This window comes from Bradyrhizobium sp. F1.4.3, from assembly GCF_040548375.1.
Lineage (GTDB): Bacteria > Pseudomonadota > Alphaproteobacteria > Rhizobiales > Xanthobacteraceae > Bradyrhizobium.
Window position 1 is genome coordinate 268,597 of record NZ_JBEPRN010000006.1, and the last position, 13,889, is coordinate 282,485.

At 58.1% G+C, this 13,889-nt stretch carries 11 protein-coding genes and 3 pseudogenes; 9 read left to right on the top strand and 5 right to left on the bottom strand.

Annotated features, from left to right (window positions below):
- Positions 1-144: 144 nt before the first annotated feature.
- The gene (locus ABIB73_RS19715; protein WP_354226432.1) at positions 145-345 is read right to left on the bottom strand and encodes a hypothetical protein; all 201 of its coding nucleotides are present in this window, start codon (positions 343-345) and stop codon (positions 145-147) included.
- Between the two features lie 618 nt (positions 346-963).
- The gene (locus ABIB73_RS19720) at positions 964-1,845 is read right to left on the bottom strand and encodes a transglutaminase-like domain-containing protein (protein ID WP_354226434.1); all 882 of its coding nucleotides are present in this window, start codon (positions 1,843-1,845) and stop codon (positions 964-966) included.
- A 179-nt stretch (positions 1,846-2,024) separates the two neighbouring features.
- Between ABIB73_RS19720 and ABIB73_RS19725 the strand changes: the two are divergent.
- The 7 genes and pseudogenes from ABIB73_RS19725 to ABIB73_RS19755 all read left to right on the top strand — a co-directional run bounded on the left by ABIB73_RS19725 (position 2,025) and on the right by ABIB73_RS19755 (position 7,451).
- Positions 2,025-2,915 (top strand): annotated as a pseudogene (locus tag ABIB73_RS19725) (transglutaminase family protein).
- Positions 2,916-3,059: 144 nt separating this feature from the next.
- Positions 3,060-3,296 (top strand): DUF1045 domain-containing protein, encoded by a 237-nt coding sequence (locus ABIB73_RS19730; RefSeq protein WP_354226472.1) that lies wholly within the window; start codon positions 3,060-3,062, stop codon positions 3,294-3,296.
- The gene (locus tag ABIB73_RS19735) at positions 3,262-3,555 is read left to right on the top strand and encodes a DUF1045 domain-containing protein (protein WP_354226474.1); all 294 of its coding nucleotides are present in this window, start codon (positions 3,262-3,264) and stop codon (positions 3,553-3,555) included. Before ABIB73_RS19730 ends, ABIB73_RS19735 begins: the two co-directional genes overlap by 35 nt.
- A gap of 712 nt (positions 3,556-4,267) precedes the next feature.
- Positions 4,268-4,654, top strand: a complete 387-nt coding sequence (locus tag ABIB73_RS19740; protein WP_354226436.1) for a MarR family transcriptional regulator — start codon at positions 4,268-4,270, stop codon at positions 4,652-4,654.
- Positions 4,655-5,057: 403 nt separating this feature from the next.
- A complete protein-coding gene (locus tag ABIB73_RS19745) occupies positions 5,058-5,324 on the top strand; it encodes a DUF3551 domain-containing protein (protein ID WP_204513504.1) in 267 nt (88 codons plus the stop codon).
- A gap of 262 nt (positions 5,325-5,586) precedes the next feature.
- Positions 5,587-5,951: pseudogene (locus ABIB73_RS19750) on the top strand (hypothetical protein); the annotation flags it as partial.
- Between the two features lie 264 nt (positions 5,952-6,215).
- Positions 6,216-7,451 (top strand): diaminopropionate ammonia-lyase, encoded by a 1,236-nt coding sequence (locus ABIB73_RS19755; RefSeq protein WP_354226438.1) that lies wholly within the window; start codon positions 6,216-6,218, stop codon positions 7,449-7,451.
- 254 nt (positions 7,452-7,705) lie between these two features.
- On the opposite strand, the gene ABIB73_RS19760 is transcribed toward ABIB73_RS19755, so the two are convergent.
- Both ABIB73_RS19760 and ABIB73_RS19765 read right to left on the bottom strand, forming a co-directional pair.
- A complete protein-coding gene (locus ABIB73_RS19760) occupies positions 7,706-8,278 on the bottom strand; it encodes a GNAT family N-acetyltransferase (protein ID WP_354226440.1) in 573 nt (190 codons plus the stop codon).
- A gap of 1,235 nt (positions 8,279-9,513) precedes the next feature.
- Positions 9,514-10,287, bottom strand: coding sequence for a polysaccharide deacetylase family protein (locus tag ABIB73_RS19765; protein ID WP_354226476.1), 774 nt, complete (start codon positions 10,285-10,287; stop codon positions 9,514-9,516).
- Positions 10,288-11,061: 774 nt separating this feature from the next.
- Between ABIB73_RS19765 and ABIB73_RS19770 the strand changes: the two genes are divergently transcribed.
- Positions 11,062-11,331 carry a hypothetical protein gene (locus ABIB73_RS19770; protein WP_354226442.1) on the top strand — a complete coding sequence of 90 codons (270 nt, stop codon included), beginning with the start codon at positions 11,062-11,064 and terminating at the stop codon, positions 11,329-11,331.
- 95 nt (positions 11,332-11,426) lie between these two features.
- Here the strand turns inward: ABIB73_RS19770 and ABIB73_RS19775 are convergent, their stop codons facing one another.
- Positions 11,427-13,346, bottom strand: coding sequence for a methyl-accepting chemotaxis protein (locus ABIB73_RS19775; RefSeq protein ID WP_354226444.1), 1,920 nt, complete (start codon positions 13,344-13,346; stop codon positions 11,427-11,429).
- 207 nt (positions 13,347-13,553) lie between these two features.
- On the opposite strand from ABIB73_RS19775, the pseudogene ABIB73_RS19780 reads away from it, so the two are divergent.
- Positions 13,554-13,811: pseudogene (locus ABIB73_RS19780) on the top strand (transposase); the annotation flags it as partial.
- Positions 13,812-13,889: the final 78 nt, after the last annotated feature.

The following is a 13,889-nucleotide window of genomic DNA, read 5'->3' on the forward strand; positions in this document are numbered from 1 at the left end:
GGGACGCCGGAGGCGCGTTCGGTCTGTGAATACACCCCGACGTCTTCTAGAACCGCGAACGCCTTTGAAGGTTGCATTTCTGCGAACGCTTCTCGAACAGTGCACGAACAGGATGTGATAAAAGAGAACGGCCCTCGGGACCATTTAGGGAATCTCGCTCCTGCTTCGGCTCGGTCCAATGCTGTGCGGCTTGTTGAGGACGAACTCGCGGTTGCCGAAAGCCGCCTCAGCGTATTGATCAATCGCGACCTGGATGGCCTCGATGTGCGCCCTGCACCATCCTTCACGGGTCGAGAGCCCCCGCGTCTGTTCGAGCGACTTCAGCAAGTCAGGGCCGTCCTGCATGTCGGAAAAGTACTTAGGCCGCTCGGACTTCCTGCCTCCTATAAGGGGCCCCAACGCACAGAGCTGGGGCTTGGAAGCAAAAACGCCGCCTGCTCAATGAGCGCAGGCGGCGGCTTTCCAGCCCCGGGAGGGTGACGCGCAAAATCCCGATAGGGTCCAGGCTATCACGATTTGTGCGAAGGATTTATTAAGCGTCCTCGGTCGCCACTGCGGCGCGTACCGTCTCAGGCTTCAAGTAATTTTGCCTTCCAAAAATCAGCTGCGAGTGCGCCTAGGAAAAAAGGCCGCCGAGCTGAGGGGAACGAAACGTTGCCGCCGACGTCTTCTGCATCTTTGGACAGGAATTCGTTTGCAAGCCAACCATCCGAAAGAACTCAGCAAGCAGGTCCTCCATGCGGAACGCCTCTCCTACACAATCAGCAACATGCAGGCGTCCCGCACATTGAGGACCATAGCCGAACAGCGGCTGATGACCTTGAGCACTCGGAAGTGTCAGCTTGCAAGCAGATGGCTCAGCAAAACCTCCGCTCAAAGACAATGGTGGTCCCGCAGCTGGCAATGTGCGCGCGATTGTCGGCAGTAAGCATGCTTGGAATCGGTCGCAGTCGCAATTGCCGTTCAAGCAAACTGCCGCTGGCCCACCAAACCGTCGTGTGATGGATCAATGTTCGGCTGAAGCGGAAACGCTTCGTGAGCTGGCACTTCCTCAGTCACTACGTTGAAGCGCACAAGTTTCCTTGGTCCAAACGAAGTTGAGATAGCGACGTCAGCCGCGTCCCTACCACGCGCAATTACGACACGACCGATGCGAGGCTGATTATGCCGAGCGTCGAAAGTGTACCAATCCCCGCCGATGTACGCTTCAAACCATGCGCTGAAATCCATCGGCGCCGGATCCGGCGGAACTCCGATATCGCCCAAGTAGCCCGTGCAGTAACGTGCTGGAATGTTCATGCATCGACACAAAGCGACAGCGAGATGAGCGAAGTCTCGACAGACGCCCACTCGTTCTTGGTTACCTTCGAAGGCGGTGCGATCGTTTCGGGCAAAGTGGTAGCCGAACTGAATGCGGTCGTGCACATAATCGCAAATGGCTTGAACCCGCTGCCAGCCTCCGTTGATCTGCCCGAACGTGGACCAAGCAAAATCTGTCAGCTTTTGCGTATCGCAGTAACGGCTGCCCAACAGATATATTAAGGAGTCGTCTGGCAACTCGTGCAGCGGGACCTGAGTAGCATTGGGTGCGACTGCATCGGGCAGACCACTGTCCTCGATGATGAACTCGTTCCGAATCTCGATCAGCCCGCTCGGCGCGACTAAACGCGTACAAATATTACGGAAAACATCTCTGTAATCCCTGGTATGTACAATCGGTGCCACGCGGATGGCATGGTCCATCAAGATCTCTGACGCGCGGGACGGATGGACGGTGAGCATAAGCACCATCGGAACGTCCTGGAAGCACTCGAACACGATTTTGTAGCCTGCCCGAATCTTCAAAGCCGTGTCCTTACCCGTCTGCGTTTACTGTGGCAGACAAAGCCCACTGGCCCTTGTTTGTTCCGGGATCTTCTCAGGTATGCTGCTGAAATGAACGGCATTCGTGGTCGAACAAATCCATTTCCACGTGCGGCCTGCGATCAGGACCGGGTCTTATGTTGTAGTCTAGAGCGAATTCGATGATCGTTTACACCGTCCACCACAGCACCGTTTATCGCTACCGTAGGTCCGTAGGGCTTGGCCAGCATCAAATACTCTTTCGTCCGAGAGACAGTTTTGATCAGCGGCTACTGGACTGCAAACTTGAGGTAAGACCGGAGCCGGTCGAAATCCGCTGGATACACGACGTATTCGGTAACTGCCTCACGCTGGTTGACTTCAACACCTTGGCAGAGGTGCTCGAGTTTGAAACGACCATCCGTCTTGAGCATACGCCAGAGAAAGCTCCAGACTTTCGGATCGAGGAATACGCTCGGGAGCATCCTTTCGCTTATGACGGCAATGAACTGCCGGATCTGGCCCCATACATCCGTCGCCATTATCCAGACGATACAGCCGTCGACGAATAGCTTTTAAAGTTCGTGGCGCCAGGTGTTAATCGCCCTACTGGTCAGTTGCTCATGACGCTCAACGAAGCGATCGCAGAGGGATTTTCCTACCAACGCCGTACGATGCGAGGCACTCAAACACCCGCGGAAACCATACATCTTAAACGGGGAACTTGCCGCGACTTTGCGCTCCTGATGATGGAGGCCGCGCGCTCGCTCGGCTTTGCCGCTCGCTTCATCACTGGCTATGTCTATGTACCCGATCGCGATGGGGGCGTCCGTCTCGGAGGCGGCTCGACACACGCCTGGTGTTCGATCTACGTCCCAGGCTCTGGTTGGGTTGAATTTGATCCAACCAACGGCATCGTTGGAAATCGCGACCTTATCAGGGTTGGCGTCGCTCGGACACCTGCTCAAGCTATCCCGCTTTCGGGCAGCTATTGGGGCGCCCCCACAGATGAAGCAGAGATGGAAGTCTCGGTGAACGTGAAATCGGAACCGATAGACAAAGACGGCATGTGAATCAGCGGCCTTTGCCTTGCTATTGATACAGCGGAAATTGGAACCGTGCTCGACCACCACGCGATCTACTACACGCCAGGTCCGGACCACCCGCGAACGGTAGCGGCGATTGGCTTGGGTACGACGCCTGAGGGACGCTCGCCCGTGGCCTCGGCTGCACTCGACGCCGCTACTACGAAGCAAAATTCACCGTGCTCTTACCATTGTGCCCGTCGCTACGGCTTCCACGCGACGCTCAAGCCGCCGTTCCGGCTGAAGGAGGGGTATTCAGTCGAGGAATTGGAGCGGGCGCTGCGTGCGTTCGTGACAGCTTGGCCTTCGTGCCCGATCGGTCCTCTGAAACTCGATCTACTGGGGGCTTCTTTGGGCTCGTTCCCGTGAGTCCGATTCCCACTTCGCAGGGCTTGCCTTGTGCATCGTCGAAGAGTTCGACGCTTCGAGCCCCGCTGAGTCAGCGCGACTTTCAACGGCGCTTGTGCAGTCAGCTCAACGAGCCCATCTTGTCCGATGGGGTTACTCGTACGTTTTCGATCTCTTCCGCTTCCACATGACCCTAACCGGTCGCGTTCTCGCCGATAGTCAGCCCGAGGTACGGCAGGAGTTGGATGCGGTCTTCGCACCCTTGTTCCTCGACGAATAAGGGCTGGATAGTCGGACAGCCGACGATCGAATTCTCTCGCTCGTCGGGCGGCAAAATCAGCTCTTGGACGGCAACACACGAGATACAACGCTGCGATTGCGCTTGAATTCGGCGTTTGGGCGATCGTTTTTGATGAATTCCACCGTATCGATTGTGCAAAGTTGCGATTCTGTTAAGCGCAGAGCTGCCCGACGTTAGAAAGACATTCGAGGCCGTTGCCCGGATCCGAGTACGGTCTTCCGGCGTTGGGGGAAACCTGTGGTCGGAGCGTAAGTGATGGAGTGTCGCGCCGGTGCGCGACACCACGAATCGAGGGTCTCTTTTTGAACGTGCATCTCGGCGAGCCCCGTATATTTGGCGAAGCCAATTGGTTGGCAAGCAGTAGCCGCCGACATGTAGGCCGGGAGGTCTCGCTGGGAGCCACATACTTCGCGCCACTTCTCGGCATTCTCCGATAATCGACGGAAGTAAGCGCGTGAGGCCCAACACATTGTCCCTGTCTTTGAACCTTGTCAGCGCGAACGAGCTTTGAGCAGGGTCCTAACATTCGACGGCACCGCATTTGGCTAAGCAAGCAACGCGAGGGGGAAATGGCTCTGCTGAGAGCCAGGAGCTGGTGCGGCGATTAACGTTGGAGATCAGGTCCCTCAACGTCTGTCTGGAGGATTTTCTTCACGTCCGAGCCGAGGCACTCGGCATTAGTGGAACACAATTGGCGATCTTGATGGCGGTGATGGACTTAGACAAGGATGGCGGTGCTCCGGCCGGAGTGGTCGCAGAACTGATGAAAGTCGATCCATCCTTCATCACGCTACATTCGAAGGCGCTGGAGAAAGTCGGATTTGTGCGGCGCAAGACCGGTATCAGGGATGCTCGGGTCGTCCAGCTCTCGCTAACGGACAAAGCCCGTAAGCGTCTTGCGGACATCGCTGCACAACAGGAGGAACTGGATCAGTTCGTTTTCGGTGAGCTTGGCATCGAGGAATCGATGAGCCTGTCGAGCCGACTTGCTGGGCTCAGGAAGCGGCTGGAGAGAGCTCGCCTGAAAGCCGAACTGGACACCGGTGGGGCGTCAGACCGAGGGAGGGGCCGACGTTAGAAGGGAGGCGCTTTGGACGATCAACGGTTGCTTGAATGCGTGGCCCGCATGCCCTCATGTGAAGCACCACCATCATGAGGAGCACATCGGTTCCTCGCGCCGGTCGGCCAGTCCCAGCGGTGACAGGCTAAAGTTACCATTGTGGATCGGGAGCTAGTCGATTTGGGCGACCAATACGGGTTCAGTATGAGGCCAGAGTTCTCTTCCGAGCTCCAGATTTCTGGCTTCTCCAACCTGTTACACGCGGTCAGCCGCTAAGCCTTTGTGGAATCGCAAAGCTCTTGCAGATCGCGACAAAGTCCGTCGGCCAAGCCGTCTACGAAGCTGTTTGCCATTGACCAAGATCAAAACATCAATCCTAGATTTTCTATCCTCTCAAGTCTGAACGGAGGTTAAAGGTCTCATGCGCAACCTTCCCTTTATCTGTGTGCTTGCACTTTCCATCCTCATCGGCTTTGGATCGCCATTGACCGCCGCTCCGCGGGGTCGTTTTTTCATTCCACCGGCTCGGCAGGACGTTTATTGCCTCCAGGGACGTATCTGGGGATATCCAGGCAATTGCCAGTTCTCGACCTATGACCAGTGCATGGCCACTGCCTCCGGTACCCTAGCCTATTGCGGGATGAATCCAATCTATGCATTCCAGCAACAAGGAGGGCACCCGCGCTGATGCGTGATCGCCAACTGTGGTCGAGACATCAGTCTTTGCGCCTATAAATCGACCTGCCCTGCTGGTTAAGCGTTGGGCTTCCGCCTGGTTGGACGTCCTCGCTCGAGTACGCTCGCGTCCTCAGTTGCCTCGGGACGCCAAGCACAACGATCGGAACGGGATGGCTCATCGGCCTCACGCGCAATTGGGCAATCTTGTCGCACCGGCACCGGCCTCAATCCTCGACCAAATCCGACCGCCGGTTTCGGGGGAACCCTGTCGCGGCAAGCGCCGCCAGGCTCTCGGAGGCGCCAAGAACCACATGATTGTCATGCCGGACGCCGATATGGTCCACGCGGTCGATGCTCTGAAAAACCTGACGGCTAAGGTCCGCGCCCTGAACGTCGGTCCTGGCACTAGTCCCGAAATGGGGCCGCTAGCAACAAACCACATCTCGATAAGGTCCGAGGCTACATCGACGCGGACGTAGAAGAATGTGCAAAGCTGATCGAAAGCGTCCCTGTTCGGCGATCACCACATGCATGGCCCCGAGGGCGTTCGCTTCTACACCAAGCGCAAGACGATCATGACCCGATGGCCGATGGGATCCGCGCCGGCGCCGAATTCCTCATGCCGACGATGAGCTGATCTTTTGAAGGAGAAGGGCGTGGACGGTCCCACGGCCTTCCCACGTAGCGGATCTCCAGACCCGCCGATATAGCGCTCGGGCGCAGGTTTCTGTGAACTTTGCTCGATCGTTGTGGGAAGATCGTCGATCAAAAACCTGGTCGTGGCAAAGGCGCGTGCAATACCCAGGCGCTGCTTCAAATCACCCCAGAATAAGCCACTTATATCGTCGTGAAATGAAGTATTCCATACGTAGCGCTACTGACGAGGCAGGAAAGCCAGACCATGTTTCTCCTCAACCAACACATCGACCACCGCGCTCCCATCGATGCCTCGGACGCCGACGCGGTGAGCGTCGAAGCCGCTCGCGAGGTCGAGCGGTTTCTCAAGCATCGCGATGGCCACAAGGAAACCCCTCTTATTTCTTTGCCAGGCGTTGCCCGCGAGATTGGAGTGGGTTCGATCCATCTAAAGGACGAAGGCCAACGTCTCGGACTTGGGAGTTTCAAAGCCTTGGGAGGTTCCTATGCTGTGATCCGTCTGGTGCTCGAGGAAGCAACTCGGCAGCTCGGTCGCGATGTTGACGTGTCCGAGCTTCACACACCTGAAGTGAGTTCCGTGGCAAAAGGTATGACGGTCTCTTGTGCTACGGATGGCAACCATGGCAGATCAGTTGCTCAAGGCGCCCAACTCGTTGGTGCAAAATGCGCCATCTTCGTTCATTCAGGCGTGAGCAACGAGCGCGTCGTCGCCTTCGCCGGCTTTGGCGCGCAGATGATCCGCGTTGACGGCAACTATGACGATTCTGTCGTCCAAGCATCGCGAGTTGCGGCTCAAGAAGGTTGGATCACAGTGTCTGACACGTCTTGGCCTGGCTATGAGCGGATCCCGCGCTTTGTGATGCAGGGATATACCGCCCTTGTGAGCGAAGCACTACGACAGTTGCCGGAGCCGCCGACGCACGTCTTCATCCAGGCAGGCGTCGGTGGGATCGCCGCGGCCGTTGCTGGACATCTATCAATTCTGTTCGGCGACGTCCGCCCGTTCTTCACAGTTGTCGATCCCTCGCGGGCAGCATGCCTCTTCGAAAGCGCTCGGGCCGGGCACCCTGTCAAGGTAGATCATGGACAATCAACAGTGATGGCGATGCTCGAATGCTACGAGCCTTCGCTCGTCGCTTGGCGCATTCTTTCACGCACGGCGGATGCTTTTATGACTGTCGACGACGAGGACGCAATCAGCGTGATGAAACGTCTGGCAAATCCGACGGATGGCGATCCCGCCGTCGTTGCAGGCGAAAGTGGTGGTGTTGGCCTTGCAGCTTTGCTGAAGACTGCTGGTGACCCGACCTTGCGTGGTAAGATTGGTCTTGGACCCAATGCACGGGTCTTCCTGATCAACACCGAGGGTGCGACAGATCCTCTCCTGTACGAACAGCTCGTCAATGCGACGCCAGCGCAAGTGACCGCGAAGAACAATAAGCCGGTCAAGAACGGCTCAACAGATGGGGCGAGCTCGTGAGCCTTTCGTTAGTCATCCGATCCGCAGGCCCGGGGAGACTGGCCAGCATTCGGCCCTGACGGAAGGCTCATCGCCGCGCAGACGCCGGCCCCTGCGTGGCGCAGGGCGTCGTGTCCCTCTGAGCTGGGCACGCGGATCAGCTCACTCAGAATGAGGGGTTTGAGATGCGCCGGTGCTCTCTGACTCGTCGGCCGGACTCAAACCCCGCGCTACAAACCTCATCGCGAATTAATCGGGCGCTGGCAAATCGACGCTCACGCAAATTTTGCAGAAGACGCATCCGGGATGCCGCGGCCTAGTGCGCGTTGCCGCCGAGGCTCCAACCGCGATCTCCCCGCAGCATTACGTTTCGCACGTTGACTAGCTAAGCCGTGTAACGGCAACTTGAGGCGTGGGCCGATCTCTGCAAAACCGGCCTTCAAGTACAATGCTGAGCTGGGGCTACGGCTCCACATGGGTTGCCTCGGCGCCCCCACTTCGAGCTGGCCCCAGCCTTTTACCGTCCCCAGGCCCACCGCAGCCTCAATGAGACGCATCGCGACCCCAGACGATCGCTGATCCGGCACCACGTAGAGTTCGGTGATAATGCCGTAGGTTCCGCCCGCAAAAAGGGCGGCGCTTTCCGACAACATGATGAGACCGACCGGGCGCTCCTCCGTGAAGGCCAGAAACCCATAGACGCGCTCTTTCATGGCCAGGAGGTCGACAACAAGCCGGGTATCTAGTCCGCCCTGCTTTTGTCCACCCTCAAGTTCAGCAAGTAGGGCAGCAACCATGTGAGTCACCGTTGTGGCGTCATCGATAGAGACTTCACGCGTGGTCACCATGTCATATCCTCTTCCAAGTTTAACCAACATACGATCTGGTCCAGCGGCGGCATCGGAGCAGGAGGCCGCCGCAGCACCCGATCCAAAACAGATATGCCGCACGGTTGAAGGTCAGATGACGTCTTAGTTCACACCGAGGTGATAGCGTCTTTGTGTCGCTCCTAGCTAAGTTAAACTATCTCAGGACTCGAAGGAGTAACTTGTCGAACATCGTGATGGTCGCACGGAGCAGACTCTTCCTCTTTGGACTTGCGTGTCGCCCCACATCGGGTGCTTCGTGTTCATGCTCAGACGTTACAGGGGCGAGGCTGACCGCTTGCGAAAAGGCTCACGGATCTGGTTCTACGCTCCGCCTCGTAGAAAGTTCGAGCGGCAGGCCGACCAGCGATTTGTCGGATCTAGTCCCGAGCAATCACATTCGACGGTCCCATCGCAAGGGCTGCGCGCGTCGCAGAACGAACGCTCATCGGGCCGCGGTAATAACTGAATTACTCACCTTGTCGAAGATGTTGTTGGGCATCACGAGCGTCCCTGACCTCCTCCTTGCCTGAGATCAATGCTCTCAGAGAATCGTGGCACGCGCGAGTCCAAGGCACACTGTTTTTGGTAGTGTTTAGATAATTCATTTTTCTAATTTCTCATCGGACGCGCCATTTGTTGCCGCGCGATGAAGAACATCACGGACGCCCGACGAACGCGTGCAACTTGGTCGTTGAGCGCGGGATTGAGGCCGGCTTCTCTCGTGTTCTCCGAATAGACAACGTCCCGTCCTGATGAGCCGGGTTCACGGCCTGCCATCGCATTGCCGTTAAATGCGTTGTGAGAGCATCGTCGGGCTGTGTCGCGCGAGATCGTTTTTGTCGTTCACTTTGCATCACTTTACGATCTGTTTGTTTGGAAGACCTCTTCTAATGCTTGCGGACACGCGTTACAGCGTGAGCCGGTCGCGGCATTTCGGCAGACGATAGCTTAGGTCACAAGCGGTGGGCTTCTGGATTTCAAAATCAGGAAGTGCTGCCGACGAAGATGCCGAGCGGCTATGCGCGCCTACCACTCCTGCCGGCGCGTAAACGGCAAGGATGAGGCAGACGTCTGAGGTGATCTACGTCAATTGCGGTTCCTACTGCCCGAAACGGCTCAGGCGCGATACCGCCTTCATCATTGCACCGGCTAGCATGAACGACGGCTTAGTGGATTGGGGATGCTCCACTCTGCGCCGCCGTGACATTCCGCCATCAAAGCGTATGGGCGTTCCTTTGCAGCGGCGCCGTCGGAACGATGTGAACGACGTGATAGCCGTTGTCGTGCAGGTACCGTAGGAAGGCGGGCATCATCGCGGCGGTATGTGCCTTGGCGTCGTGAAACAGAATGATCCCCTTCCCCTCGGCATTCAGCCGGCTGGTGATGAGCTTCAGCTCCTGGTCTGGCGTCATTTCCTCCCAGTCGCTGGCCCACAGGTCCGCTCCGAACACGACGATGCCCCGAGACTGGAGTAGCTCGAGCGTCTTAGGGGTCGAGTCGAAATAGGGGAAGCGGAAGAACGGCGTCGAGGGCGCCATCGTCGATACGCCATGGAGCGCCGTTTCGTCGGCCGCAATCCCACGCTCAATGTCCTCTTTTGCCTTCTCGAAGCTGATCTTCGACGCCATCGAATGCGACCAAGTGTGGTGCGCCATGGTGTGGCCTTGCGCAGCGGCGCGCCGCACGAGCTCGGGAAATTGGGCCGACGACTTGCCGACCAGGAAGAACGTGGCTCGGACGCACTCCTGCGCGAGCGCCGCCAGCACCTCTTCTGTGTACGGCGGCTGGGGCCCGTCGTCGAAGGTCAGCACAACTTCGTGGTCGGCCAAGGGCAGCGTCTGGCGAAAGCTCTTCAGTCCGACCCGCGGATATGTCTTGGCGTCAACGACGAGCACGCGCGAGGTCCCGAGCGCGTCCTTACGCGGACAGTCGGCCGCGCCCGCAGCCGTGACGCCGGCAAGCACAGCCGTCGCGGCGCTCACGAGCAGCAAGGTCCATCCGTGCAGACATCTGCCATCAAGGTCGTGCCCGGACGGGTGTCTGGTTGCGGCCTTAAACAAGATAGTCCTGCCGTCCTGGCTGGAGTTGCATCACCATGCCGATGGCTTCAGCCACCTCGTTTTCCATTCCGGACTAGCTGATCCGTCGCAGTGGACCTGTGCTCATATCGGGCAACTTCGCTCCCGAGCGCATCAGATTGTCTGCAGCCAGATCATTTGCTGCGTCGTCCAATTGGAATTGATTTAGCAGGCCATTGTACTTTGCCGGCCTCCACAAACGTCGGCTCGTCCAATGGTCACGTTCGCCTCTACACAGTAGCCATATGGCGATATTGATTAATGCAATGGCGCGGCACTGACGCCGGAATTCCGCGTTCCGATGCCGTTTGTCGGCGGATTTCACCCACGACTGTCGGCTTGGGCCGACGGCGCTCCAGCGATCGACAATTACAGCGACTGACCGGCAATACCGTCACCTTCATGAGGCGACAATCTTCCTCGCAGAGGACATGATATCAATCGAACCGCTTAGAAACGGCGGCTTTGCCGCGGAGCCGCCAATGCTGCAGAACGCCTACTGGATGCCGACGTTCAGCGTCCTTCTCCGCAGCACGACCATCGGCTCAAAATTCCATATGCTCGATGTCGATCGTTCCTCGTTGTCGGATGCAGCCGCTAAGCGAAGGCAAAGACGAGCAGGCTCGAGCAGAGCAGCGCGAGGCCGGCCGCGGTCAGTGCCAGGAAGCTTCCGGAAACAAGGTCATGATTGCGCATGAAATACCCTCGATTGCACCGCAGAAGAGAGAGCAGCAATCGCTGCGTTACGTGCTTGACCGGTCAGCACATAAATTAATATTTAAAACCAGCGCATTATTCCTGCTGTTGTCAGGAGGGAAAGCATTTTTCCAGCGTGGTTACGGCTCGCTCCGCCGTCTTGCGGCGGAGATAAAGAAACCGCGCATGAGAACCGCAGGAGTGTTCAGCGCTTCCGCGTTTGCAGCTCTAAGAGGCTCGGTCCGATTGAACAACTAGCATTTACACGCCGATCCGAGAGCAGATGGGCAACTTGGCTTCGGAAGAAAGGTCAACTTTCAGGCGTGGAGAGCTTGCGGCGTTGACGCGCTGATTTAAGCCGCTTGAACCCTGCACAGGTAGCTGTCTAGTTCGTGCTTCAGCCGAGAGCTTTCCTCAGATAGCAGTTCGGCAGACATCAGCACCTGCATCGAAGCCCCTCCGGTTTCCTTTGCGCGGTTGGTGACTTCACCGGCGCTCGCTGCCACCTGGATCGTCCTGGCCGCCGCTTCCTGCAAATTGAACGCGATGCTCTTGCTGGTCGCCTCCTGTTCCGCGATCGATTCGACCACGGTCATGGCGATGTCCGAGATGCGGCCGATGATGACGCCAATTTCGGTAAGCGCGCCGACCGACTCTGTCGTCGCGGCCTGAATGCCGCCAATGTGCTCGCTGATCTCAACGGTCGCGTGCGCGCTTTGCGTCGCGAGCGATTTCACTTCCTGGGCGACAACCGCGAAACCTCTGCCACGATCGCCGGCGCGCGCGGCTTCAATCGTCGCATTCAGCGCGAGCATATTGGTTTGCCGCGCGATCGCGGCGATCAGCTGGACCACGTTGCCGATCCGCTCCGCCGCGGCCGTCAAGTTAACCATGCGCTGGTCGCTGAGTTCGGCCTTGCGAACCGCTTCGCGCGCCATATTGGCCACTTCTTCGACCCGCCGGCCCACATCGGCGATGGTTGCCGCCATTTCGCCCGTCGCGGCTGCGACACGTTGAACGTTTTCAGACGCATCCTCCGATGAGGAGGCGACCTCTATGGAGAGTTGCCGGCTGCGATCAGCCGAACTGGTAAGGCTGCGTGCGGAGACTTCAAGTTTTGTAGAGGCGGACGAGACAGTGTCGATCACCTTGCCTACGGCGGCTTCGAATTCGCCGGCGAGCCGAGCGATATCGGCCTTCCGCTGCTCGGCTGCGGTACGATCCTGTTCGGCCTTTGCGTCGAGCTCTGCCTGCGCCTTCTCGCGAGCTCTCAGCTTGAACATTTCGACTGCCTCGGCCATCTCGCCAAGCTCATCCTTTCGGCCAAGCCCCGGGAGAACCACATCGAACCGACCGTCGCCGAGCTGGCGCATGGCTTCCGTCATCGAAGCGACCGTTTTTGCAATGCGCTGGCCGAACAGTAAGGCGAGCAGGCCCACGACCATCGTTGCAAGCCCGATCACCCAGATCAGCTTCCGACGAATCTCTTCAGCTCGCATTTCCGCAGCCCGCGAGCGCGCGTCAGCGGCAGCCATGATCTTCACGAGCGCCGGGCGGATACGGTCGTAGATCTGTGCGAGATCGTCGACCTGGTCGCTCAGCGCTTGCTGCGTCACCATGAACGACATAAAACTCGACTTGTATGCGCGGATCAGTTCGAGCATCTGGGACTTCAGCTCTGCGGGTAAGCCGCCCTGATTGAGCGCGGTTTCGAATTCCACCTCCCGGTCCGCCAGTTGATCGCCATATTTGTCTTCGCCGCGCAGCATGAAATCTTTCTCGTGCCGGCGTATCATCAGCATCAAGATCGTGAGGCGGGGCTGGTTCAGCTCTGCCAGCCGTTGCTCGACGGTGTGCACGGCCTTGCGCAGCTTGCCCTGAAATCCGTCCTCTTCGTTGAAGCCGAGGTTGCGTTGCGCTGCCACGAGGTTATGAAAGCGCGTTGCATAGAGACCAATCACCGGCCGCAGGGAAGTCGCCTGCTTCAGCGGGTCATCCTCCGGCAACCCCGTCACAAATGCTTCGACGCGACTCAAGTCTGCGAGCTGCTGCTCATAATTGTCCGCATACTTCTTGATCGACACTTCACTGGGCTTGCGCAGGAAGTCGCTCGCGATTTGTCGTGACTCGAGGAAGCTTTGCGACAACGATACGACATCGGCTTTGAATTGGTTGCTGTCGTTCGAAGCGCTCTGGACGAGGCTCGCGTAATTCAGGGCGGCGGCGCAGATTGCACCGGTGACGAGGACCCCGGAAATCCCGAGCAGTGCCATTTGGCCGCGCAATCCAATGCGTACGCCACGGCAGCCCTTTGATTGCCCGAAAATCCTCGTAGCAATTTTACTCATTTTACCCCTTCAATAAGTTTTTGCCCCAGCGCAATGCTGGTTATAGAGCCGGCCCCGCAAATTTGAACAGGTCGATAAGTGGAGTTTCTGCCTGACAGCGGGCACGCTGGTGCCTGCGAATCAGGAGCGACGATGAGCAGACGAGCACGCCGGAACCACACACCGGCCTTCAAGGCGAAGGTGGCGCTTGCCGCCGTCAAGGGCGACCGGACGATAGCTCAGCTGGCCGAGCAGTTTGACGTCCACCCCAATCAGATTACGGCATGGAAGGCGCAGCTGGAGGGTGGCGCTTCCGGAGTTTTTGGACCTGGCAGCGCTGCGCCGGCCACGCCTGCGATCGATGTGAAGTCGCTGCATGCCAAGATCGGCGAGCTGACGCTGGAGAACGATTCCTAAGAAACGGCACCAGCTCCCGGTTCCAAGGGGTGCAGGACAAAGCCGAATGCCTTGGCACGTCGGTGCAAATTG

Bases quoted from the DNA above. Each gene is read 5' to 3' on its own strand.
- ABIB73_RS19715 (WP_354226432.1), bottom strand. From the start codon at position 345: ATGCAGGACGGCCCTGACTTGCTGAAGTCGCTCGAACAGACGCGGGGG.
- ABIB73_RS19745 (WP_204513504.1), top strand. From the start codon at position 5,058: ATGCGCAACCTTCCCTTTATCTGTGTGCTTGCACTTTCCATCCTCATC.
- ABIB73_RS19755 (WP_354226438.1), top strand. From the start codon at position 6,216: ATGTTTCTCCTCAACCAACACATCGACCACCGCGCTCCCATCGATGCC.
- ABIB73_RS19760 (WP_354226440.1), bottom strand. From the start codon at position 8,278: ATGGTGACCACGCGTGAAGTCTCTATCGATGACGCCACAACGGTGACT.
- ABIB73_RS19770 (WP_354226442.1), top strand. From the start codon at position 11,062: ATGATTGCGCATGAAATACCCTCGATTGCACCGCAGAAGAGAGAGCAG.
- ABIB73_RS19775 (WP_354226444.1), bottom strand. From the start codon at position 13,346: ATGGCACTGCTCGGGATTTCCGGGGTCCTCGTCACCGGTGCAATCTGC.